Here is a 585-nt window from a genome sequence, read left to right on the forward strand (position 1 = left end):
CTGTTCTGCGCCGCCAACAAACTCAACTTATCCCCGCTATACAGATAAGCCTCATTCCCCGCGCTGATCCTGCTCGCCACGATCGTGGTGTCACGCCCGGCCTGGCTGACAAAATCCCCACCCGCCGTCAGTACGCTGGCCACTTGGGTGGTCTGCTCGTCTGCGGTCTTGATGCGTTTCTTGCCGTGCTTTTCCTTGCCATCGACGTTGTGCATGTCGCTGACGGAGGCGATGTTGAGGTCGCGGCCGGCGGCGATGGTGAGGTCTTTGCCGGCAGTGGCGGTGCTACCGATGATGTTGACGTCTTGCCCGGCTTGCATGTTGATGCTGCCGCCCGCCGTGACGCTGGCGGCGAGGTTTTTGACGTCGGTGGTGATGCTGGATTTCTCGCCGCCGTCGCGGATCTCGTGCTTGACGCGGGTGTCGCTGGCGGCGATGAGGTTGAGGTCGCGGCCTGCGGTGAGGTTGGCGTCATTGCCGGCAGTGAGGGCACCCCGGTTGGTGAGGTCGCGGCCAGCGTCCATGGCCAGGTTTTCGCGGGCGACGATGGTGCCGCCGCTGCCGTCGGTGAGGGTGCGCATGCCG

The 585-nt window shown here is 64.4% G+C and carries 1 protein-coding gene; it reads right to left on the bottom strand.

Annotated features, from left to right (window positions below):
* Positions 1 to 585, bottom strand: a 585-nt coding sequence (locus tag G7025_RS26600) for a hemagglutinin repeat-containing protein (protein ID WP_181081943.1), incomplete at both ends; no start/stop codon positions are given.

It is taken from the genome of Pseudomonas lurida (assembly GCF_013522705.1).
Lineage (GTDB): Bacteria > Pseudomonadota > Gammaproteobacteria > Pseudomonadales > Pseudomonadaceae > Aquipseudomonas > Aquipseudomonas quebecensis.